The organism is Variovorax sp. PAMC26660, from assembly GCF_014302995.1.
Taxonomy (GTDB): domain Bacteria; phylum Pseudomonadota; class Gammaproteobacteria; order Burkholderiales; family Burkholderiaceae_C; genus Variovorax.
Genome location: NZ_CP060295.1, coordinates 1,808,218 through 1,826,976 on the forward strand (window position 1 = coordinate 1,808,218; position 18,759 = coordinate 1,826,976).

Sequence of the window (18,759 nt, forward strand, 5' to 3'; positions counted from 1 at the left end):
TCATCCGGCAATGCAGCTTTTTTGGAAGGACATGCACGGTGCGCATCCTGCTGGTGGAAGACGAACCCGAAATGGCGTCGGTGCTGCGCATTGCGCTGCACAAGCGCGGCATCCTCGTGGACCACGCGCAAACGCTGGCCGAGGGTGCGCGCTACGCTGACGCCACGCCCTACAACGCGCTGGTGCTCGACCGCCGGCTGCCCGATGGCGATGGCCTGGCGCTGGTGTCGGACCTGCGCGCCGCCGGCAACCCCGTGCCGGTGCTCATGCTCACGGCCCGCGATGCGCTGGACGATCGCGTGGCCGGGCTCGACGCAGGCGCCGACGACTACCTCGGCAAGCCCTTCGCGGTCGAAGAACTGTTGGCCCGCATCCGCGCGCTGCTGCGAAGACCCGCCGAGACACTGGCGGACGCCCTGCACATCGCGGCGTTGTCCTTCGACTTCACGCATTGCGAGGCCAGCGTCGCCGGCCAGCGGATGGAACTGCCACGCCGCGAGCTGCTGGCGCTCGAAACCCTGGTGCGGCGCGCAGGTCGCACCGTGCTGCGGGGTGCGCTGGAGCGCGCGGTGTTCGGCTTCGACGCCGAGATCCAGTCGAACGCCCTCGACACGCATGTGTCGCGCCTGCGCAAGAAGCTCGCGGACACCGGCGCCGGCGTGGAGATCTGCAGCATCCGCGGCGTCGGCTATCTGCTGCGGCAGCAACCATGAAGCCGCTGGCACCGCCCACGCTCAAGCGCCGGCTGATCCGCCAACTGGTGCTGCTGCAGGTCGCCATCCAGCTCGTGGTGATCGGTGCGCTGGTGGCGTCGGGGCACCTGGTCGATTTCAGCTCGACGGAGAACACCGTCGAGGTCCTGCAGGAGGCGGTGGCGCGCGATGCGGCCGGCAAGCTCCACATGCGGCCGACCCGGCGGCTGGTTGCGCTGCGCAGGACCGTGCCGCATCTCTGGTTCTCGATCCGGGACCACCAGGGCGGGCAAGTGGTCGAAGGCCAGATACCGCCCGAGTTCGCGCGCATCGGCGACGCGCTCGATACGGTTCGCCAGGCACGGCTGGGCTGGAACATCGGCGATCCGCCACGGCAGGCCGCGCGCATGCGCTGGGTGGACTCGGCCGCGGGCGACGTGCAGATCCTCACCGGCCCCGACAGCCCCATCACCTGGCGCTACCTGGGCCTTGCGTTGTTGCTGCTCCTGGTCCAGCTGGTACTGCCGATCATGGCCATCACCATCGCGGCGACGCTGCTGGCCACGCACTTCGTGGTGAAACGGACCCTGGCCGGACTGAACGCCGCCGCGGCGCGCGCAGGCCAGATCGACGCCGACCAGCGCGGCGTGCGCCTGCCGCTGTCCGATGTGCCGGGCGAGGTGGCGACGCTGGTGGGCGCCTTCAACGACGCGCTGCAGCGGCTGGACGACGGCCATGCGCGCCACGAGCGCTTTCTGGCCGATGCCGCGCACGAGCTGCGCACGCCGCTGGCGATCCTGAACACCCGGTTGGAGAACATGCCGGACAGCCCCGACAAGCACCGCCTGTTGGCTGACGCCGCGCGCCTGTCGGTGCTGGCGGGCCAGTTGCTGGACCTGCAGCGCATGAAGGGCCGCGCGGACCGGCTGCAACCTGTCGACCTGGTGGAGATGGCGCGCGACGTGGTCGCCGAGATGGCGCCGCTGGCTCTTGCAGCGGGCTACGAAATTTCGTTCGAGGCGCAGACCCCCTTCGTTGAAACGGAAGGCGACCGCGATGCGCTGGCGCGCGCGCTGACCAACCTCGTGCAGAACGCGATCGACCACGCGGGCGGACAAGGCAACGTGGTGGTGCGGGTCGATGCGACGGGCCATGTCGACGTGATCGACGACGGGCCCGGCATTCCTGCGGCGCAGCGCGCGCACGTCTTCAAGCCCTTCTACCGCGTGCACGCCACCGGTCCCGGTGCCGGGCTCGGGCTGAGCCTGGTGCAAGAGATCGTGCGCCTGCACGGCGGCGAAGTCTCGGTGCACGACGGCCCCGAGGGCGGCACGCTGTTCCGCATGCGCCTGCCGCTGGCCGGCGTCCCTGCACCTTTCCACCACTGAGCACCGAATGAAAACACCGGCTGGCGGCAACCGGCGGCGGCTGCGCGCCGCGCTGTCATGGATGCTGTGGCCCTGTCTTTACGGACTGGGCCTGATTGGCGCGGGGCTGGCCTTTGCGAGCCACGCACCGCTGCTGTGGTTCAACCTCGCATACCTGTCGCTGGCACTGGTGATTGCCGTGTTCGAGCGCTGGATGCCGCACGAGCCGCGCTGGCTTGTGGACGACGGCGAGACGCCCTGCAACCTGGCCCACACCCTGCTCACCAAGGGCTCGGCGCAACTCGCGGCGGCGCTGGCCGCAAGCTTTCCCGTGGCCGTGGCAGCGGTCGTCCAGCCTTCGCTGCGCGTGTCGCTCGGCGTGTGGCCCACGCACTGGCCGCTCGTCGCGCACGTGGTACTCGCGCTCGTGGTCGTCGAACTCGGGCTCTATGTCGCGCACCGTTCGGCGCATGAATGGCCGCCGCTGTGGCGCTTTCACGCGCTGCACCACAGCGTGCGGCGGCTGTGGGTGCTGAACACCGGGCGCTTTCACGTGATCGACAGCGCGTTCAAGGCTGCGCTCGGCCAGATCCCGCTGTACCTGCTCGGCGCGCCGCTCGCGGTGTTCGCGTGGGTCGGCGCCGTGACCGCGGTCACCGGCCTGCTGACCCACTGCAACATCGAACTGCGCACCGGCTGGCTCGACCGGGTCTTCAGCACGCCCGCGCTGCATCGCTGGCACCACTCCCGGGTGCTGGAGGAAGGCAACCGCAACTACGGCGAGAACATCGTGCTGTGGGACCTGCTGCTCGGCACGTACTTTCGCCCCGCGCGTCGACCGCCGGCGGACATCGGCATCGACGGGCATGTCGCGACCGGGTTCCTGGCCCAGTTGCTACAGCCGCTGACGGCTGCGGGCGTGCGGCAGATCATGGGCATGCCGCCGGTTCATCGGCACAATCGGCCATCCAGTGCCCCACAAGCGGGGGACTCCACCGGCAGCACCTGAGAGCCCGCCCATGAACACCACCCTCGAACTGATTGGCGCGCCGACCGACATCGGCGCCAGCGTGCGCGGCGCCGGCATGGGGCCCGACGCGCTGCGCGTGGCGGGCCTGCCGGAAGCGCTGGCGCGGCAAGGCTTCGAGATCATCGACCGCGGCAACCTCGCGGGCCCGGCCACACCCTGGGCGCCACCGGCGAACGGGCTGCGCCACCTCGACGAAGTGATCGCATGGAACCGCTCGGTCTATGCGGCCGTCGATGCCGCACTGGGCGCCGGCAACGTGCCGCTGATGATGGGCGGCGACCATTGCCTGGCGATCGGCTCCATCAGCGCGATCGCCTGGCATGCACGCAAGCGCGGCAAGAAGCTACGCGTGCTGTGGCTCGATGCGCACTCCGACGTCAACACCGAAACCACCAGCCCCAGCGGCAATTTGCACGGCATGCCGGTGTCGTGCCTGCTGGGCCACGGGCCCGCGGTGCTCACGGGCTGGAGCGGCGAGCGCGCGGCGCTGGCGCACGACGCCATTCGCTTCATCGGCATCCGCAGCGTGGACAACGACGAGAAGGAAGCCATTCGCACGCTGGGCCTGAGCGTGTTCGACATGCGCCACATCGACGAACACGGCATGCGCACCACCATGATCGAGGCGCTGCAGGACGTGGACGAAGACACGCACCTGCATGTGAGCTTCGACCTCGATTGCCTCGACCCCGGCATCGCGCCCGGCGTGGGCACCGGCGTGCGCGGCGGCCCGACCTACCGCGAGATGCAGTTGTGCATGGAGATGATTTCGGACACTGGGCGGCTCTGCTCGCTCGACGTGGTCGAACTCAACCCGGCGCTCGACGTGCGCAACCAGACGGCCGAAGTGGCGGTGGAGCTGATCGAGAGCCTGTTCGGCAAATCGACGCTGGTGCGCTGACGGGTCAGGTGGCGATGCAGCGCTGCATGCGCTGCAGGTCGTCGTGCAGGAGGCACAGGGGCGCGGCCAGCAGTGCGTTGGAGACGACGGCCTCTGTTTGATTGCTCTGGTGGTACGTGGCCGCCCGATCGAGGGCTGCGAGGTCCGGCGTGCCTTTGCCCAGCAAGGCACCGGCCATGCCAGCCAGCGCGGCGCTCGCGGCCTCTGCGGCTTCGCGCCAGACAGGATCGGTGCCCGAGTCCGGCACGCGGCGGAACACGCGGTCCAGCACGATGGCGTCCTGGAAGATTCGCGCCGCCAGGCGCGCCTTGTTGCGGTACGAGCGCGACGCGCCGGCCGTGGCACCGCGTCGCCACCATCGCGCTTCCAGGTCGGCGCTGCCGGCCAGGATCGTCAGCCGCACCAATGCCGCACGGGTGGCGGCGTTGATGCGCTCGGTCTCGGCTTCGGCGGGCCGGGCTGCCCCAGCCAGCGCGGCAGTCCGGCGTGCGATGCCATGCAGCAACGCGGCGCAGCCTTCATTGAAACGCGGGCCCGCGTGGTACTCGGACGCCACCGTCGAGATCGCCAGCGCCACCCCGACACCAATGCCGATCTGCACCATCCGCAGCAACGCCACCTGCAATGCCGAATGGCCCGGGATGCCGCCTGCCGACAGGATGATCAACGCCGCCACGGGCGCACTGCGCAGGCCCGGCGCGGCCGCACTGGCGAAGGCCAGCAGCATGACGATGCCCAGCGTGGTCGCCAGCGCAGGCGCGCCGTGGTGCTGCAGGTAGACCCCCGCAAGGCCGCACAAGGCGCCGGCAGCGGTGCCACGCACGCGGTCCCAGCCGGCGTCCAGCGTGGACCCGGCACTGGGCCGCATGACGATCAGCACGCTCATCACCGCCCAGAAACTCTCGGGCAGATGCAAGGCGACGGACACCAGCCATGCAACGGCCACGGCGGCGGCCAACTGCACGCCGGGGCGCCAGCGACCGTGGCGCCAAAGGCCGGTCATGCGTTGCAGGGCGGGTGCGGTGCTCATCAGGACGAAGCGGTGGGCGTCTGGCTGCCGAGAGCGGCGGTGAGGCCGTCGAGCAGTTCGCAAGCCTGCAGCAGCAAGGCGCGCTGGTCGGCGTCCAGCGTGGCGCCGATCGCATCGGCCAACGCCGCCTCGCGCGAACGCATGAGCGCCTTGAGCCGCCGCGTGCCATCGGTCGTGAGCGACAGCATCCATTGGCGTCCGTCGGTGGGATGCGGCGCGCGTCCGATCCAGCCTTCGGCCTCCAGCTCGGCCAGCAGCCGCGTCAGCGACTGGAGCTTGACCCGCTCATGCGCTGCGAGCGCGGTGGGTGAACAAGGCCCGTGCCGGTGCAACTGGCCGAGCACACTGAGCTTGGCAATGCTGGGGCCGTCGGGCGTGGCGCTGCCACTGCGCAACTGGCGCGCCAGTTGCGCGACCGAGTTGCGAAGGCGCGAGGCGCATTGCGCCGGATTGGGGGAAGTTGAAGCCACGCCCATATCATAAGACGTGTCTTGGTATCTGGCGACCGGGCTTTCAGCCGCGGTTCGGCGATGAATTCACGGGAAAGGTGGTGGCGGGTGCCGCAGCGGGCGCGGCGGTCGGCGACGAAGCGGCCGGCGTTTCGGTTTCGATGGGCGCTTCGGCTTCGCCCTCCGGGCCTTCGAGGAACCGGTCCAGCAGCGCGAAGAAGCGGTCGTAGAAGCGCTCGTCGGTCAGCGTCTCGCTGGCCACCTTCACCATCGCGTCGTCGCTGCCCGAGAACGGCAGCGAGAGCGATCCGATGGCGCCCACGCCCAGGCTCGCCGAGTTGTTGACCTTCTTGATGCCGTAGCGGTCCTGCAGCGCGGTCGCGAAGGCCACGGTGCTTTGCTGCTTGCTGGACTTGCCGCCTTCGCGCGCGCAGACGATGCGGAACTCGACCTCGACATGCACCTCGGCCGCCGGCTGGAAGCTCTTGCGTCCGGTCACGAGGTCGGCGTTGGCCGCGGTGATCATGTAGCCCTGGCTCAGCAGGGCACGGCGCGCGGCCTCGCAGGTCTGGGCCTCGGTCGCTTCGTAGTTGCGCGTGTGGGTGGTGGTGGAGCCGAACTCCTCCGGCTCGTAGTTCACGCGGCGCGAGGTGCTGCCGCAACCGGCGAGCACGAGGGCGGACACCAGCCCCAGCAGGAGTGCCGGAGCGCGAAAAGAAGAGAAAGTATTGGGGTGCATGGTCGGCATGGAGCGGCGGCGAATGCTAACCGGCGCCTGTGCCGGCAAAGCTTCGAGCGCGGCCGCGCGCCGTCGTTCCCTGCCGCCCGAAATTCTCAGGACCAGAGCAGCACGTGATGCGCCCGCGCCCGCGTCGCCGCAATCAGGCGCGCATTGGGCGCGTCGGTGCTGGCGACCCAGTCGCGCGCGGCCTCGGCGCTGCGGCCGAACTGCTGGTGGCGCTGCACCAGGCGCTGTTCGCGCACGGCGTCGTCGATGTCGACGTACCAGACCTCGTCGAGCATCGCCGCCGCACCGGCCCACGGACCGACCTCGTGCAGCAGGTAGTTGCCTTCGGTGATGACGAGCTGGGTCGACGGCAGCACGGCGATGGCGCCGGCAATCGGCTCCTCGATCTCGCGGCGGAATTCGGGGGCATAGACGATGTCGCCATCTGGGCGCTGTTCACGCAGGCGCTGCAGCAGCGCCACGTAGCCGGCGCCGTCGAAGGTATCGGGCGCGCCCTTGCGGTCGGCACGGCCGAGCCGTTGCAGCTCGACGTTGGCGAGGTGGAAGCCGTCCATGGGGACGACCTGCGCGCGGTCTCCCAGTGATCGCCGGATTGCTTCGGCCACCGTGGATTTACCAGCGCCTGGCGCGCCCACCAGCCCCAGAAGCTTGCGTCGCCCATCTGCGAGCAAGTTTTGAATACGGGCGTTTTCCGCCACGCCGACAGTGTTCATGAAGACGACCTCGATGGAAGATGCCATTCAGGCAGGATTTCGCGGTGGATTCGCCAGTCCGAAGGAATCTCTTCGGCCCCGACGAAAGATGCAACCACCCCGCCGACGATAGCGCACAAGGTGTCGCGATCGCCTCCGGCGCCAACCGTCAGCCACAAGGCTTCCTGGTAGCTCTCCAGCGCCTGCCCGCAGCACCACAGCGCGAATGGAACGGTGTCTTGTGCAGACATGTTCATGCCGTTTCCCAGCACGGAAATGGGGAAGTCGAGTGAGCTGACATGGGCCATCGATTGGGCGCGAATCAGCTTGGAGCGAACCTCGCTGGGCGGGAGCCCTTCGACAACGCGACCGAGGAAATCCCCGTGCGACGGACGGTGCCCTGCCGCACCGCTGCGGCAAGCCTCAGCGGCAGCCAATGCGACGGCCACTGCACCGGCGATGCCTTCGGGGTGTGCATGCGTGACCTGCGCCGACAACGCCGCCTGTGCCGCGACGACCGACATGTCGTCCGCTGAAGCCGCTCGGATTTCATTTCAGGATTGCACGAAACGTCAGGCTGATGCGTTCGCCCACGCCTTCGGCCTTGGGTATTGCATGCAGCCAGTCCTGCTGGACGGCCTCAGACATGTACAGCAACGATCCGTGAACCAACGGACAGTCGAACCGGAGGGTGCTGTCGGTCTTGCTGCGGTACGCAATCGACCGGGTGCTGCCAACCGACACGATGGCAACGCCGGTGCCGGGAGCCAGTGCTTCGCTGGAGTCCGAATGAAATCCCATCGACGATGCGCCGTCGGCGTAGTAATTCAACAGGCAGTTATTGGGGCGAAATCCGAGCTCGACTTCAATCCCGGCGCACAGGGCTTCCAGCTCGACAGGCATAGGCACTGACTCGTACGCGATCTGCGAATAGTTGTACGGCACGCCAAAGCTGGCTGTCTTGCGCGCCTTCATGCGCTCGTCCCACGTCACCGCGACCTTCAGCCATTCGAGAAGGGCATCGGGCGAGGCGACGAACGCGGGATTGAGGTGAATCGGCGGGCTGTTCATTGGCCCGCAGGATACTAGGACCGAGGTGTCCCCCGGCCGCAACGCGCCCCTTTCAGGGGTACAGGCCGCGTTCCTGACGCGCCATCAGAATCCGCTCGCAAGCCACCGCATAGGTGGCCGTGCGCAGCGTGATCTTGTGCTTGTCCGCCGTGTCCCAGATCTGGTTGAGCGCGTTCATCATGATGCGGTCCAGGCGCACGTTGATCTCGTCCTCGTCCCAGAAGAAGGACGAGAAGTCCTGCACCCATTCGAAGTAGCTCACCGTCACGCCGCCGGCGTTGCAGATCACGTCGGGCACCACCAGCACGCCGCGCTCTGCAAGGATGTCGTCGGCGATCGGCACCGTGGGGCCGTTGGCGCCTTCGAGCACCAGCTTGGCGGTGGTCTTCTGTGCGCGTTCGGCGGTGATCTGGCCTTCGAGGGCGGCCGGGATCAGGATGTCGCAGGCCGTGTCCCAGAAGGCTTCGTTGGGCACCACGTCGCCGCCCTTGAAGGCGATCACGCCGTCCTTGTTGGCGATGGGAATGAGCGTCGCAAGGTCCAGGCCGTTGGTGTTGACGATGGTGCCGGTGTGGTCCTGCACCGCGACGATCTTGGCGCCCGCCTCGGCGAACAGTTCGGCCGCGACCGAGCCCACGTTGCCGAAGCCCTGCACCGCGATGCGTGCACCGCGCAGGTCCAGCCCCAAGCGCCGTGCGGCTTCGCGGCCGGTGACGAACACGCCGCGGCCGGTGGCCTTGACGCGGCCGAGCGATCCGCCCAGGTGCAGCGGCTTGCCGGTGACGACGCCGGTGGCAGTGCCGCCGACGTTCATCGAATACGTGTCCATCATCCACGCCATGATCTGGCCGTTGGTGTTGACGTCGGGCGCGGGGATGTCGGTGTGCGGGCCGATGATGATGCCGATCTCGCTGGTGTAGCGGCGCGTGACCTTCTCGAGTTCCTTCAGCGAGAGCTTTTTCGGGTCGACGCGGATGCCGCCCTTGGCACCGCCGTACGGCAGGTTGACGGCCGCGGTCTTGATGGTCATCCAGGCCGACAGCGCCATCACTTCTTCGAGCGTGACATCGGGGTGGAAGCGCACGCCGCCCTTGCCCGGGCCGCGGCTCATGTTGTGCTGCACGCGGTAGCCCTCGTAGTGGGCAATGCGGCCGTCGTCCATTTCGATGGGCACGTCGACGATCAGCGCGCGCTTGGGGCGCTTCAAGGTTTCGACCCAGCGGGCCAGCGGGCCGAGGTACGGCACGACGCGATCGACCTGCGACAGATAGGTGCCCCACGGGCTGTTCGCGGTCGGATTGACGAAGGAGAGTTTTTCGCTCATGAGAGATCCCTTGGTTGAACGGGTGGCCGCAACGATAGACCTCTCGCGCCCGTCGCGCCATGGCTTATGCGCGTCGCGCTGACGGTTATGCAAGAGACGTTAGGCGGGCGCATTGCGCCGATGTAATCGCAGCGTTCGCCTGCTGACGCCCTGGGTTCCTAGATTGATCCGGCATGCCGGCCCGAACCGGCATGGCCGGCGCCATGTGGTGCCGGCGAACAACCCAAGGAGATTTTCGACATGCTGCACCGCAAACTTTTCGCGCCGCTCGTCGCCGCAGCGGCCTTCGCCGCCGCGCTGGCACCCCTGGCCGCTTCGGCCGCCGGTGAATACCACTTCGCCCCGACCGAAGCCGGCGTGACGCGCTACCCCGACCATCTTCGCCAGGATCCGTCGCGCGACAAGGTGGTCGCCGAGCTGGAGACGGCACAGAAGCAACCTGCGTGGAACTCGGTGAGCCGCGGCGCGCCATGGCCCGCCTCCCGCGCCGGCCAACCGGCCACACGCGAAGCCGTGGAAGCGGAGGCCATCAAGGCGATGCGCGAGGGAACGATCCCGTCGGGCGAACGATAGGCAAGACATGTCCGGCGAGCCCCGTTCGCCGGGCATGTACCGGACGTGCGCAGATGACAAAACTGTCATCAACGGGTTATCGATCGGGTGGATCCGTTTTTTAAAGTGAGCACACCAACCGATCGACAACCACTCACTACCAAGGATTTACGAATGAAGCAGTCGTCCACCACCACCCGCCTCCTGACCACCGCCACCGTTGCCGCCCTGCTGGGCGTGTTCGCGGCACCGAGCTTTGCGGGCAACTACGCCGAAGGCGATCCGCGCCCCGTGCCGATGACTTCGTCGACGACGCGCGCCGCCGTCACATCCGATGCCCAACAGTGGCTGAAGACCGCCCCCACGCAGGGCTACACCGACGGCATCTCGCAGCAGACCGCCGTGGTGTCGACGAACACCCGTGCCGCCGTCGCAGCCGACACGCGCCTGTGGATGCAGTCGGGCCTTGCGGCCAAGCAGAACGGAGAAGCCGGTGCCGATGTGTCGCAGCCGGGCTACCGCCAGGCCGCCGCCGAATACTCGCGCCTGCGTGCCAGCCCCGCATACGGCGCGCTGGTCGACCAGCTGAAGAACCAGCAGGCAGCGGCAGCATCGCAGACCACGGTTCGCTGATGAAGATGAAAGGAACGCGCCGGCCGGCCTGCAAAGGGTAGGCCGCCGACACTTCCTTGGTTCTATTTCCTATGGCCGGGGTCCGTAGGCCGCATCTTCTGCAAGGAATTGGTTCGCGGGCCGGATAATCCTCCGATGCTCGATCTGGACCGCATTGACCTTCGCCTGCTGAAAATTCTTCAGGAGGACGGTCGCATCACCAACCTCAAGCTGGCCGAAGCGGTGGCGCTGTCGCCCACCGCCGTGCTGGCGCGCGTGCAGCGACTGACCCGCGACGGCTTCATCCTGGGTTACGAGGCGCGGCTCGATCCGCACAAGCTGGGCCGTGGCTTCACCGTGTTCGTCGAGGTGCTGCTGGACCGCACCACTCCCAATGTGTTCGACCAGTTCAAGGCCGCAGTGCACGTGCGCGACGAGATCATGGAATGCCACATGGTCGCCGGTGGCTTCGACTACCTGCTCAAGACCCGCATGGCCGACATGGCCGCTTACCGCGAGTTCGCCGGCACCGTGCTGTGGCAGTTGCCCGGCGTGCGCGAGACGCGGACCTATGCGGTGATGGAAGAAGTGAAGAACAGCGCGCGCCTGCCACTGGGCGTGTGAGCACGTCCGCGCGCAAAACCTAGGCGGGCTTGCGCGCCCGGCCGCCGAAGATCGCCGTGCCGACCCGCACCATGGTGCTGCCCGCGCTGATCGCCGCCTCGAGGTCGGCGCTCATGCCGAGCGAAAGCGTGTCGAGTTCGATGCCCGCATTGCGGATCGATTCGAAGAGCGCATGCGCGCGCAGGAACAATTCGCGCTGCGCCGCGAAGTCGGGCACCGGTTCGGGGATCGCCATGAGCCCGCGCAGCCGCAGTTGTGGCAAAGCAGCCACAGCCCGTGCAAGCGCCAGCGCCTCGTCGGGCGTCACGCCGGACTTGTTGGCGCCGCCGTCCACATTAACCTGAAGGCATACATTCAGCGGCGGCAGGTGCGCCGGCCGTTGCGCCGACAGACGCTCGGCAATCTTCAGCCGATCGACGCTGTGGACCCAGTCGAAGTGCTCCGCCACGGGCCGCGTCTTGTTGCTTTGCAGGGGGCCAATGCAGTGCCATTCGAGGGGGGCGCGCAGATCGGCAAGGGCCTCGATCTTGTCGAGCCCTTCCTGCACATAGTTCTCGCCGAAGGCCGACTGGCCCGCCGCGTGGGCTTCGCGCACCGCGTCCGGCCCGAAGGTCTTGGACACCGCCAGCAGCCGCACTCCGGCCGGGTCGCGGCCAGCCGTGTTGCACGCCTGTGCGATCCGGTTCTTTACTTGCTGGAGGTCGTCGCCAATCATCGTCATAATCGTCCAAAATCGTATCAAAACGTCACCAGATCCGAGCCAAGGAACCCCGTGGACATTACCCAATTGCTGGCGTTCAGCGTCAAGAACAAAGCGTCCGACTTGCACTTGTCGGCCGGCCTTCCGCCCATGATCCGCGTCAACGGCGACGTGCGCCGTATCAACGTCGATGCGCTCGATCACAAGGGCGTGCACGCGATGGTGTACGACATCATGAGCGACACGCACCGCAAGCACTACGAAGAGTTCCTGGAGGTCGACTTCTCGTTCGAGATCGACGGCCTCGCGCGCTTTCGCGTGAACGCCTTCAACCAGGCGCGTGGCGCGGCCGCGGTGTTCCGGACCATTCCCTCGAAGATCCTGACGCTGGAGCAACTGAATGCGCCGAAGATTTTCGGCGAACTGGCGCTCAAGCCGCGCGGGCTGGTGCTGGTGACGGGCCCCACGGGTTCGGGCAAGTCGACCACGCTGGCCGCGATGGTGAACTACCTCAACGAAAACGAATACGGCCACATCCTCACGGTGGAAGACCCGATCGAGTTCGTGCACGAGTCGAAGAAGTGCCTGATCAACCAGCGCGAAGTCGGCCCGATGACGCTGTCGTTCTCGAACGCGCTGCGCTCCGCCCTGCGCGAAGACCCGGACGCCATTCTTGTGGGCGAGTTGCGCGACCTGGAAACCATTCGCCTGGCGATGACCGCGGCCGAAACGGGCCATTTGGTGTTCGGCACACTGCACACCTCGTCGGCCGCCAAGACCATCGACCGGATCATCGACGTGTTCCCGGGCGAAGAAAAGGAAATGATCCGCGCGATGCTGTCCGAGTCGTTGCAGGCGGTGATCTCGCAAACGCTGTGCAAGACCAAGGACGGCCAGGGCCGCGTGGCGGCGCACGAGATCATGCTGGGCACGCCGGCCATCCGCAATTTGATCCGCGAAGCCAAGGTGGCACAGATGTATTCCACCATCCAGACCGGCCAGGGCTCGGGCATGCAGACGCTCGACCAGAACCTGACGGACCTGGTGCGTCGCAATACGATCTCTGCTGCAGAAGCCCGCGGCAAAGCCAAGATCCCAGAGAATTTCCCCGGCTGATCCAGCCACCCGGAGCACGACATCATGGAACGCGATCAAGCCAGCCAGTTCATCAACGACCTGCTCAAGCTCATGGTGAGCCGCAACGGCAGCGACCTGTTCATCACCGCCGACTTTCCGCCGGCCATCAAGGTTGACGGCAAGGTCACCAAGGTGTCGCAGCAGGCGCTGGGCGCGCAGCACACGCTGGCGCTGACGCGTTCGGTCATGAACGATCGCCAGGTGGCGGAGTTCGAGCGCACCAAGGAATGCAACTTCGCGATCTCGCCGACCGGCGTGGGGCGCTTTCGGGTCAATGCCTTCGTGCAGCAGGGCAAGGTCGGCATGGTGCTGCGGACCATTCCCGCCAAGCTGCCGACCATCGATGGCCTGGGCATGCCGCAGGTGCTGAAAGACGTGGCGATGACCAAGCGCGGCCTGTGCATCCTGGTGGGCGCCACGGGCTCGGGCAAGTCGACCACGCTGGCGGCCATGGTCGACTGGCGCAACGAGAACTCCTTCGGCCACATCGTGACGGTAGAAGACCCGGTCGAGTTCGTGCACCCGCACAAGAACTGCGTGGTGACGCAGCGCGAAGTGGGCATCGACACCGACAGCTGGGAAGCCGCGCTGAAGAACACGCTGCGCCAGGCACCCGACGTGATTTTGATGGGCGAAATCCGCGACCGCGAAACCATGGAGCACGCGGTGGCCTTCGCCGAAACCGGCCACCTGTGCATGGCCACGCTGCACGCCAACAGCGCCAACCAGGCGCTCGACCGCATCATCAATTTCTTCCCCGAAGAGCGCCGCACGCAACTGCTGATGGACCTGTCGCTGAACCTGCGCTCGCTGGTCTCGCAGCGGCTGGTACCCACCGAAGACGGCCAGGGCCGCGTGGCCGCGGTCGAAGTGCTGCTGAACACGCCGCTGATTGCCGACCTGATCTTCAAGGGCGAAGTGGGCGAGATCAAGGAGATCATGCGCAAGAGCCGCAACCTGGGCATGCAGACCTTCGACCAGGCGCTGTTCGACCTGTTCGAGAGCCACTCGATCACCTTCGACGACGCGATCCGCAACGCCGACTCGGCCAACGACCTGCGGCTGCAGATCAAGCTCAACAGCCAGCGTGCGCGCAGCACCGACCTGGCTGCCGGCACCGAGCACTTCGCGATCGTCTAGAGACGGGGCTCAGTCGATCTTCCGCTGCCACGCAGCAAAGACGCCGGCCACCAAGGCAATCACCGCCATCGCGGTGAACCCGTCGAGCGAGGCCATGAAGGTGGCCTGCTGCTCCAGCGTGCGCCACAGCGTGCCCAGCGCCATCGCATGCGCCTCGCCCGCCGAATGCCCCGCCGCCGCAAAGCCGTGGGTGAGCGACTCCAGCGCCTGCATGAAGCTGGCATTTGCGGGATTGGCCGATTCGCTCAGCCGCACCTCGTGCAGCGCCAGCCGGTGCTGCTGCAACGCGATCACGCTCGATGTCGCGAATGAAATCGCCAACTGCCGCACCAGATTCTTGAGCCGGTAGCCGTGCGCAAACTCTTCGGCCGCGAAGGGCTTGAAAGTCAAGTTGGCCACCGGCAGCACGACGAACAGCATCAGCAGTCCGCGCAGCAGCAGCGGCCCCAGCAGCGCTTCGCGCCCCACCTGCGGCGTGACGCGCGACAGCCACCACGCCGCCAGCGCCGCAATGCCGAAGCCCGTGACGATGAGCCACTTCTTGCGCGTGAGCAGCGCCGAATAGCGCAGGTAGACGAACACCAGCAGCCCGGTCGCCAGCGATGCCGCGCCCGTGAAATAGCCAGCGTTGCCGACGGTGAAGCCCAGGCCGCCTTCCATCAGCCGGGGCAGCAGGTAGCTGAAGCCCGTCGACAGGTAGTAATAGACGACGTACAGCGCCAGCCCGACCCGGAAGGACGCGTTGCGCAACGCATGCAGCCGCACCAGCGGCGCCGGGTGCTGCCATTGCTGCCAGCCGAACCATGCGAGCCCCGCCACGCCTGCGAGCGTCAGGCCGATCAGTGCCGGCGAGCCGGCGAACAGCTCGAAGTGCGAGCGCGTCAGCACCACTTGCAGCGCCGCCTGCGCGAGCGCGAACACGAGGTAGGCGACGTAGTGCGGTTCTGTGCGCTCGTGCGGCTCGACGTCGCCGATGTCGGGCAGCGTCCAGAGCACCAGCAGGCCGATCAGCACCGCGGCCGGCGCGGTGCTCGCGAACAGCCAGCGCCAGTCGAAGTTGGTGACGAGAAAGGCGCCCACGATCGGCGCCAGTGCGCCGCCGAAGACGATCAGCACCATGAAGGCCTTCAGCGCCTTGGCGCGGCGCGCCGGCGGAATGCCGATCTGGATCAGGATGCGGCAGGCGCCCAGCATCGGCCCGACGAAGTAGCCCTGTACCGCACGCGCAAAAGTCAGTTGCGTCGAGCTGTCGCACAACGCCGCACCCACACCACCGGCGGCGAAGGCGAACATGCAGATCGCCAGGTAGCGCCGGTAACCCAGCCGCTCCACCCACGCGTGCTGGTGCAGGATGCCCAGCACGGCGCCCAATGCGTACGCGCTCGAAGCCCACACCAGTTCGTCGGGCGAGGCGTTGACGCCGCCGGCGATGTAGCTCGCGAAGAAGGCGAACAGCGCGTTGTCGAAATAGTCGATGGCCGTGACGAGGCCGATGGCCCAGGGCAGCAGTGCCGCCGCGGCGATGCCGCGCGGACGCCAGCCCAGGGCCGGCGAGGTCATTCGGCGGCCTCCGTGCTGCGCACTGCGGCGCGAGCGTCCTCGACTGGCCGTGCGGCGCTCATGGCACCGGCCGCTCGCGGCGGCGTTGTTCGAGCGCTTCTTCCACCGGCTCGCCGGCCAGGCGGCGCTCGACATAGTCCAGGTCGCGCCGCAATTGCGCCTGCAGCGCGGCCGCCTCCTTCAGCTCGCGGCGGACCTGGGCCACGCGCGCATCGAGGGTGCCCAGTTGCCCGGTCAGCGTTTCGCGCAGCGTCTTGAGCGAGGCATTGGACAGCCGCGGCCGCCCGCCCTCGGCCGGCGCCTCCATCGGCTGCTGCAGCATCGTGGTGATGGCGGTGAGCGAAAAGCCCAGCGAGCGCATGCGCAGCACGCGCGCCAGCTTGTCGAGGTCGGCCTGCTCGTACAGGCGGTAGCCGCCTTCGCTGCGCACCGGCACCACGATGCCCAGTTCCTCGTAGTACTTGAGCGTGCGCGGCGTGACGTCGAGCCGTGCGGCGGCATCGCGCACGGTGATGGTCTTGGCGGGGTTCGGCTCAGTCATGGCGGGATCATTTTAGCCAAACCTGTACGTTCACGTACAGGTTGGCGCCATTCCACCGCTCGTGGAATGGCTTTAAGCTCCTGCCCCATGAGCAGCATCAACACCCGAACCTACGAATCCATCCCCGCGCAGACGGTGGCCTTTCTCGGCCTCGGCGTCATGGGCGGGCCCATGGCCGGCCATCTGGCCAAGGCCGGCCACACCGTCACGGTCTACAACCGCACGCCCGCCAAGGCGCAGGCCTGGGCTGCCGAATTCGGCGCGCCCGGCCGCCATGCCCCGACGCCGCGCGAAGCGGCGGCCGGCGCCTCCATCGTGTTCTGCTGCGTCGGCAACGACGACGACCTGCGTTCAGTGGTGCTGGGCGACGACGGCGCTTTCGCAGGCATGGCGAAGGGCGCAGTGTTCGTCGACCACACGACCGCATCGGCCGACGTGGCGCGCGAACTGTCGAAGGCGGCACAGGCGCTGGGCCTGCACTTCATCGACGCGCCGGTGTCCGGCGGGCAGGCCGGTGCGCAGAACGGCGCACTGACCGTGATGTGTGGTGGCGAAGCCGCCGTGTTCGAGCGCATCCAGCCGGTCGCTGCGGCCTTTGCACGGGCCGTCACGCTGCTGGGCGAGAGCGGCGCCGGCCAGCTCGCGAAGATGGTGAACCAGATCGCCATCGCAGGGCTGGTGCAGGGCCTGTCGGAAGCGATTGCCTTCGGCCAGCGCGCCGGGCTCGACATGAACGCGGTGCTGGGCGTCATCAGCAAGGGCGCCGCACAGAGCTGGCAGATGGAAAACCGCGGCAAGACGATGATCGAAGGCAAGTTCGACTATGGCTTCGCGGTCGACTGGATGCGCAAGGACCTGGGCCTGGTGCTGGACGAAGCCAAGCGCAACGGCGCGCGCGTGCCGGTGACGGCGCTGGTCGATCAGTTCTATGCCGACGTGCAGCAGGCCGGCGGCCGGCGCTGGGACACCTCCAGCCTCATCACCCGAATCAAGTAGCTCGCCCGGAATAGGCTCGCCCCCAGGCTTCGCGCACTTCGTGTCGCTGCTCCTTCCCCCTACGGGGGGCAACACCTGAGGCCCGGCGAAGCCGGTTCCTCGGTGTTTCACGAAGGGGCCGGGTTTCGCCGGCCGCTACTTCATTGCTTGCTCAGCGGACGGGGGTGGTTGTCGCGCTGCCTGCGGGCTGCGCGGGTGCTGTGCCTGACGAAGGCAGCGGGGCCATCGGTGGCAGCGGCACGCGCGACGACGAAGCCGGAATGGTTTGCGGCGGCGCTGGGGTGGCCGGGGCCGCCGAGGTCACCGGGGCACCGGTGCCGCCGGTCTGCGACTGGTTGGCGAGATCGGCTTCGCTGACGATTTCCACCACGCGCACCACCTTCACGACACCACCCACGCCGCGCGTGATCTCGGTGGCGCGGTCGGTCTCGCGGCGGGTGGCAATGCCCATCAGGTAGACCACGCCGCGTTCCGACACGACCTTGAACGAGTTGGCGAAGATGTCCTTGGCATCGAGCAGCGAGGCTTTGACCTTGCCGGTGATGTAGAGATCGTTCGAGCGATCCTGGAAGGTGCTGGGGGTGCCGATGGTGAGTTCGTTGACCACCGAGCGCACGTTGTCCACGCGCAGCACGGTTTCTTCGACCTTGCGGCGGTCGGCGTCGTTGCCCACCGCGCCGGTCAGCAGCACCTGGCGGTTGAAGCTGGTGACGCTCACGTACATCTGGTCGTTGGCGATGTCGCGCACGCGGGCGGCAGCGCGCAGTTCAATGCCCTGGTCGTCGAGCTGGGCGCCCGAGCTGCGGCGGTCGGTCGCCAGCATGCCCACGCCCACCGCGGCGCCGCCCACCACGAGTGGCACGCAGGCGGAAAGACCGGCAACCAGCGCGGCACCCATCGTGAGTGCAATGGCGAAACGTTGGGTCGGTGTCGTCGTGATGGTCATGGGGAAGCTTCCTGTTCTCCGAGTAGTTGGGCATCCACACCGTCGCACAGGCAATGCAGCGCGAGCAGGTGGACTTCGTGGATGCGCGCCGCGCGTTCATGCGGGACGCTGATCTGCACATCGGTTTCGCGCAACGCGCGGCCGATGACACCGCCGGTGCCGCTGCTGCCCGCGCCCGGCGCCGAAGGCGGCCCCGAGACAGCGTTGCCCAGCAGGGCGACCACGGTCATGTCGCGCTCGTGCGCGGCCATCACGGCAGCCAGCACCGCTGCGGACTGGCCGCTGGCGCTCAGTGCCAGCAGCACGTCACCGGCCTGCCCCAGCGCGCGCACCTGGCGGGCGAAGCGGTCGGCATCGATGGCACTGGCGCTGTCGGCGTTCGGGTCGGTGGTGTCGCCGGGCAGCGCGATGGCGCCCAGCTCGGGGCGCTCGCGCTCGAAGCGGCCGACGAACTGCGCCGCGAACTGCGCCGCCAGCAGACCCGACACGCCAGCGCCACAGGCCAGCACCTTGCCGCCGCTGGTCACGCAGGCCAGGATGGCCTGCATCGCTTGAGAGATGGGTTTGCTGAGGACCGGACCGGTCTGGTATTTGAGGTCGGCACTGTCAATGAAGTGCTGCTGAATACGTTGCTCGAGCATGTGGCG

The 18,759-nt window shown here is 67.6% G+C and carries 22 protein-coding genes; 10 read left to right on the forward strand and 12 right to left on the reverse strand.

The window, feature by feature from the left end; translation table 11 throughout:
* The first annotated feature begins 38 nt into the window (after positions 1 to 38).
* Genes H7F35_RS08630 through rocF form a run of 4 tightly spaced genes read left to right on the forward strand, consistent with a single transcriptional unit; the run spans position 39 to position 3,990 of the window.
* Entirely contained in the window at positions 39 to 713 is a 675-nt protein-coding gene (locus H7F35_RS08630; RefSeq protein WP_187112496.1) for a response regulator transcription factor, read from the forward strand.
* Positions 710 to 2,080 (forward strand): sensor histidine kinase, encoded by a 1,371-nt coding sequence (locus H7F35_RS08635; RefSeq protein ID WP_187112497.1) that lies wholly within the window; start codon positions 710 to 712, stop codon positions 2,078 to 2,080. Before H7F35_RS08630 ends, H7F35_RS08635 begins: the two co-directional genes overlap by 4 nt.
* Before the next feature lie 7 nt (positions 2,081 to 2,087).
* Positions 2,088 to 3,068, forward strand: coding sequence for a sterol desaturase family protein (locus tag H7F35_RS08640; RefSeq protein WP_187112498.1), 981 nt, complete (start codon positions 2,088 to 2,090; stop codon positions 3,066 to 3,068).
* A gap of 10 nt (positions 3,069 to 3,078) precedes the next feature.
* Complete coding sequence (gene rocF / locus H7F35_RS08645) at positions 3,079 to 3,990, forward strand: arginase (protein WP_187112499.1); 912 nt, start codon at positions 3,079 to 3,081, stop codon at positions 3,988 to 3,990.
* A 4-nt stretch (positions 3,991 to 3,994) separates the two neighbouring features.
* On the opposite strand, the gene H7F35_RS08650 is transcribed toward rocF, so the two are convergent.
* The 7 genes from H7F35_RS08650 to H7F35_RS08680 all read right to left on the reverse strand — a co-directional run bounded on the left by H7F35_RS08650 (position 3,995) and on the right by H7F35_RS08680 (position 9,304).
* The gene (locus tag H7F35_RS08650) at positions 3,995 to 5,020 is read right to left on the reverse strand and encodes an FUSC family protein (RefSeq protein WP_187112500.1); all 1,026 of its coding nucleotides are present in this window, start codon (positions 5,018 to 5,020) and stop codon (positions 3,995 to 3,997) included.
* Complete coding sequence (locus tag H7F35_RS08655) at positions 5,020 to 5,490, reverse strand: MarR family winged helix-turn-helix transcriptional regulator (protein ID WP_261803571.1); 471 nt, start codon at positions 5,488 to 5,490, stop codon at positions 5,020 to 5,022. Before H7F35_RS08655 ends, H7F35_RS08650 begins: the two co-directional genes overlap by 1 nt.
* A gap of 43 nt (positions 5,491 to 5,533) precedes the next feature.
* Complete coding sequence (locus tag H7F35_RS08660; RefSeq protein ID WP_410010768.1) at positions 5,534 to 6,208, reverse strand: DUF2242 domain-containing protein; 675 nt, start codon at positions 6,206 to 6,208, stop codon at positions 5,534 to 5,536.
* A gap of 95 nt (positions 6,209 to 6,303) precedes the next feature.
* A complete protein-coding gene (locus H7F35_RS08665; protein WP_261803572.1) occupies positions 6,304 to 6,957 on the reverse strand; it encodes a nucleoside/nucleotide kinase family protein in 654 nt (217 codons plus the stop codon).
* Positions 6,927 to 7,433, reverse strand: coding sequence for an ADP-ribosylglycohydrolase family protein (locus H7F35_RS08670; protein WP_187112503.1), 507 nt, complete (start codon positions 7,431 to 7,433; stop codon positions 6,927 to 6,929). The genes H7F35_RS08665 and H7F35_RS08670 overlap by 31 nt, the downstream gene beginning before the upstream one ends.
* Before the next feature lie 25 nt (positions 7,434 to 7,458).
* Positions 7,459 to 7,980 (reverse strand): alpha-ketoglutarate-dependent dioxygenase AlkB family protein, encoded by a 522-nt coding sequence (locus H7F35_RS08675; RefSeq protein ID WP_187112504.1) that lies wholly within the window; start codon positions 7,978 to 7,980, stop codon positions 7,459 to 7,461.
* Between the two features lie 52 nt (positions 7,981 to 8,032).
* Positions 8,033 to 9,304 (reverse strand): Glu/Leu/Phe/Val family dehydrogenase, encoded by a 1,272-nt coding sequence (locus H7F35_RS08680; protein WP_187112505.1) that lies wholly within the window; start codon positions 9,302 to 9,304, stop codon positions 8,033 to 8,035.
* A 240-nt stretch (positions 9,305 to 9,544) separates the two neighbouring features.
* On the opposite strand from H7F35_RS08680, the gene H7F35_RS08685 reads away from it, so the two are divergent.
* From H7F35_RS08685 to H7F35_RS08695, 3 genes are all read left to right on the forward strand, one after another.
* Positions 9,545 to 9,877, forward strand: coding sequence for a DUF4148 domain-containing protein (locus tag H7F35_RS08685; RefSeq protein ID WP_187112506.1), 333 nt, complete (start codon positions 9,545 to 9,547; stop codon positions 9,875 to 9,877).
* Positions 9,878 to 10,030: 153 nt separating this feature from the next.
* On the forward strand, positions 10,031 to 10,489 hold the full coding sequence (locus H7F35_RS08690; RefSeq protein WP_187112507.1) for a hypothetical protein: 459 nt from the start codon (positions 10,031 to 10,033) through the stop codon (positions 10,487 to 10,489).
* A 135-nt stretch (positions 10,490 to 10,624) separates the two neighbouring features.
* Complete coding sequence (locus tag H7F35_RS08695) at positions 10,625 to 11,092, forward strand: Lrp/AsnC ligand binding domain-containing protein (protein WP_187112508.1); 468 nt, start codon at positions 10,625 to 10,627, stop codon at positions 11,090 to 11,092.
* A 19-nt stretch (positions 11,093 to 11,111) separates the two neighbouring features.
* On the opposite strand, the gene H7F35_RS08700 is transcribed toward H7F35_RS08695, so the two are convergent.
* The gene (locus H7F35_RS08700) at positions 11,112 to 11,813 is read right to left on the reverse strand and encodes a YggS family pyridoxal phosphate-dependent enzyme (RefSeq protein WP_187112509.1); all 702 of its coding nucleotides are present in this window, start codon (positions 11,811 to 11,813) and stop codon (positions 11,112 to 11,114) included.
* 51 nt (positions 11,814 to 11,864) lie between these two features.
* Between H7F35_RS08700 and H7F35_RS08705 the strand changes: the two genes are divergently transcribed.
* Positions 11,865 to 12,908, forward strand: coding sequence for a type IV pilus twitching motility protein PilT (locus H7F35_RS08705; protein WP_093247214.1), 1,044 nt, complete (start codon positions 11,865 to 11,867; stop codon positions 12,906 to 12,908).
* 24 nt (positions 12,909 to 12,932) lie between these two features.
* Complete coding sequence (locus H7F35_RS08710; protein WP_187112510.1) at positions 12,933 to 14,069, forward strand: PilT/PilU family type 4a pilus ATPase; 1,137 nt, start codon at positions 12,933 to 12,935, stop codon at positions 14,067 to 14,069.
* A 9-nt stretch (positions 14,070 to 14,078) separates the two neighbouring features.
* Here the strand turns inward: H7F35_RS08710 and H7F35_RS08715 are convergent, their stop codons facing one another.
* Both H7F35_RS08715 and H7F35_RS08720 read right to left on the reverse strand, forming a co-directional pair.
* On the reverse strand, positions 14,079 to 15,629 hold the full coding sequence (locus tag H7F35_RS08715; protein WP_187112511.1) for an MFS transporter: 1,551 nt from the start codon (positions 15,627 to 15,629) through the stop codon (positions 14,079 to 14,081).
* A gap of 58 nt (positions 15,630 to 15,687) precedes the next feature.
* Positions 15,688 to 16,170: a MerR family transcriptional regulator gene (locus H7F35_RS08720; protein WP_187112512.1), complete on the reverse strand. Its 483-nt coding sequence runs from the start codon at positions 16,168 to 16,170 to the stop codon at positions 15,688 to 15,690.
* An 87-nt stretch (positions 16,171 to 16,257) separates the two neighbouring features.
* Between H7F35_RS08720 and H7F35_RS08725 the strand changes: the two genes are divergently transcribed.
* Positions 16,258 to 17,166, forward strand: coding sequence for an NAD(P)-dependent oxidoreductase (locus H7F35_RS08725; RefSeq protein WP_187112513.1), 909 nt, complete (start codon positions 16,258 to 16,260; stop codon positions 17,164 to 17,166).
* Positions 17,167 to 17,317: 151 nt separating this feature from the next.
* On the opposite strand, the gene H7F35_RS08730 is transcribed toward H7F35_RS08725, so the two are convergent.
* Together H7F35_RS08730 and H7F35_RS08735 are read right to left on the reverse strand one after the other, a co-directional pair.
* On the reverse strand, positions 17,318 to 18,112 hold the full coding sequence (locus H7F35_RS08730; RefSeq protein ID WP_187112514.1) for a BON domain-containing protein: 795 nt from the start codon (positions 18,110 to 18,112) through the stop codon (positions 17,318 to 17,320).
* A complete protein-coding gene (locus H7F35_RS08735) occupies positions 18,109 to 18,753 on the reverse strand; it encodes an SIS domain-containing protein (protein ID WP_187112515.1) in 645 nt (214 codons plus the stop codon). Before H7F35_RS08735 ends, H7F35_RS08730 begins: the two co-directional genes overlap by 4 nt.
* Between the last annotated feature and the right edge of the window lie 6 nt (positions 18,754 to 18,759).

Bases quoted from the DNA above. Each gene is read 5' to 3' on its own strand.
- H7F35_RS08635 (WP_187112497.1), top strand. From the start codon at position 710: ATGAAGCCGCTGGCACCGCCCACGCTCAAGCGCCGGCTGATCCGCCAA.
- H7F35_RS08640 (WP_187112498.1), top strand. From the start codon at position 2,088: ATGAAAACACCGGCTGGCGGCAACCGGCGGCGGCTGCGCGCCGCGCTG.
- rocF (WP_187112499.1), top strand. From the start codon at position 3,079: ATGAACACCACCCTCGAACTGATTGGCGCGCCGACCGACATCGGCGCC.
- H7F35_RS08650 (WP_187112500.1), bottom strand. From the start codon at position 5,020: ATGAGCACCGCACCCGCCCTGCAACGCATGACCGGCCTTTGGCGCCAC.
- H7F35_RS08660 (WP_410010768.1), bottom strand. From the start codon at position 6,208: ATGCACCCCAATACTTTCTCTTCTTTTCGCGCTCCGGCACTCCTGCTG.
- H7F35_RS08665 (WP_261803572.1), bottom strand. From the start codon at position 6,957: ATGGCATCTTCCATCGAGGTCGTCTTCATGAACACTGTCGGCGTGGCG.
- H7F35_RS08670 (WP_187112503.1), bottom strand. From the start codon at position 7,433: ATGTCGGTCGTCGCGGCACAGGCGGCGTTGTCGGCGCAGGTCACGCAT.
- H7F35_RS08675 (WP_187112504.1), bottom strand. From the start codon at position 7,980: ATGAACAGCCCGCCGATTCACCTCAATCCCGCGTTCGTCGCCTCGCCC.
- H7F35_RS08680 (WP_187112505.1), bottom strand. From the start codon at position 9,304: ATGAGCGAAAAACTCTCCTTCGTCAATCCGACCGCGAACAGCCCGTGG.
- H7F35_RS08685 (WP_187112506.1), top strand. From the start codon at position 9,545: ATGCTGCACCGCAAACTTTTCGCGCCGCTCGTCGCCGCAGCGGCCTTC.
- H7F35_RS08690 (WP_187112507.1), top strand. From the start codon at position 10,031: ATGAAGCAGTCGTCCACCACCACCCGCCTCCTGACCACCGCCACCGTT.
- H7F35_RS08695 (WP_187112508.1), top strand. From the start codon at position 10,625: ATGCTCGATCTGGACCGCATTGACCTTCGCCTGCTGAAAATTCTTCAG.
- H7F35_RS08700 (WP_187112509.1), bottom strand. From the start codon at position 11,813: ATGACGATGATTGGCGACGACCTCCAGCAAGTAAAGAACCGGATCGCA.
- H7F35_RS08710 (WP_187112510.1), top strand. From the start codon at position 12,933: ATGGAACGCGATCAAGCCAGCCAGTTCATCAACGACCTGCTCAAGCTC.
- H7F35_RS08715 (WP_187112511.1), bottom strand. From the start codon at position 15,629: ATGACCTCGCCGGCCCTGGGCTGGCGTCCGCGCGGCATCGCCGCGGCG.
- H7F35_RS08720 (WP_187112512.1), bottom strand. From the start codon at position 16,170: ATGACTGAGCCGAACCCCGCCAAGACCATCACCGTGCGCGATGCCGCC.
- H7F35_RS08725 (WP_187112513.1), top strand. From the start codon at position 16,258: ATGAGCAGCATCAACACCCGAACCTACGAATCCATCCCCGCGCAGACG.
- H7F35_RS08730 (WP_187112514.1), bottom strand. From the start codon at position 18,112: ATGACCATCACGACGACACCGACCCAACGTTTCGCCATTGCACTCACG.
- H7F35_RS08735 (WP_187112515.1), bottom strand. From the start codon at position 18,753: ATGCTCGAGCAACGTATTCAGCAGCACTTCATTGACAGTGCCGACCTC.